This window comes from Limnospira sp., assembly GCF_051859755.1.
In the GTDB taxonomy this organism is placed as follows: Bacteria; Cyanobacteriota; Cyanobacteriia; order Cyanobacteriales; family Microcoleaceae; genus Limnospira; species Limnospira fusiformis.
In genome coordinates this window covers 1-1,253 of sequence record NZ_JBIMLI010000346.1, presented here as the reverse complement: position 1 = coordinate 1,253, position 1,253 = coordinate 1, and the positions used below count along the sequence as shown (strand labels likewise).

Annotated in this window: 1 rRNA gene; it reads right to left on the bottom strand. The window is 53.6% G+C overall.

Going from position 1 to position 1,253, the window contains the following annotated elements:
• A 23S ribosomal RNA gene (locus tag ACTIE0_RS24500) occupies window positions 1–1,176 on the bottom strand; the annotation flags it as partial.
• Window positions 1,177–1,253 lie beyond the last annotated feature (77 nt).

Genomic DNA, 1,253 nt, shown 5'->3' with positions numbered 1-1,253 from the left:
CCCGTTACATTTTCCGCGCAGGAACGCTTGACCAGTGAGCTGTTACGCTTTCTTTAAAGGATGGCTGCTTCTAAGCCAACCTCCTGGTTGTCTAAGCATTCCCACATCGTTTCCCACTTAGTGATAACTTAGGGACCTTAGCTGGCGGTCAGGGCTGTTTCCCTCTCCACTACGGACCTTAGCACCCGCAGTGTGTCTGCCTCGCTCTACTCTTCGGTATTCGGAGTTTGGTTAGGTTTGGTAAGTCGTTGGGACCCCCTAGCCCATCCAGTGCTCTACCCCCGAAGGTAATACGAGACGCTCTACCTAAATAGATTTCGCGGAGAACCAGCTATCTCCGAGTTTGATTGGCCTTTCACCCCTAGCCACACGTCATCCCCGTCTTTTTCAACAGACGTGGGTTCGGTCCTCCAGTGCGTGTTACCGCACCTTCAACCTGCACATGGCTAGATCACTCGGTTTCGGGTCTTATCCCTCGAACTCGTCGCCCTATTCAGACTCGCTTTCGCTGCGCCTACACCTACCGGCTTAAGCTTGCTCGAGAGACAAAGTCGCTGACCCATTATACAAAAGGTACGCCGTCACCGCGCAAGGCGGCTCCGACTGCTTGTAGGCGTCCGGTTTCAGGATCTGTTTCACTCCCCTCGTCGGGGTGCTTTTCACCTTTCCCTCACGGTACTGGTTCACTATCGGTTGGTAAGGAGTACTTAGGCTTGGAGGGTGGTCCCCCCATGTTCAGACAGGATTTCACGTGTCCCGCCCTACTCAAGGTCTCTTCAATCGCTTTAACGTACGGGGCTATCACCCGCTATGGCCGAACTTTCCAGATCGTTCCGCTGACTCAAGAAGAGACACTGGCCTGGTTCCCGTTCGCTCGCCGCTACTAGGGAAGTCTCAATTGATGTCCTTTCCTTCGGGTACTTAGATGTTTCAGTTCCCCGAGTTCGCTTCTTATTCCTATGTATTCAGAATAAGATACCTTTCACAAACACTGGTGATTGGCCGCCTGATCACTCAGACGAACAACCGCCAGGGTCTGTAAAGGTGGGTTCCCCCATTCGGATATTTCCGGATCAAAGCCTGCTCGCAACTCCCCGGAACTTAACGCAGCGTGCCACGTCCTTCATCGCCTCTTACCACCAAGGCATCCACCAGACGCCCTTTTGACGCTTGATCTCAACGATGCTCATGCACGGTGAACGCTTCGTCCGCAGGGGCTAGCCCTACTTGACAAAAACGACCCGCATGAGCCC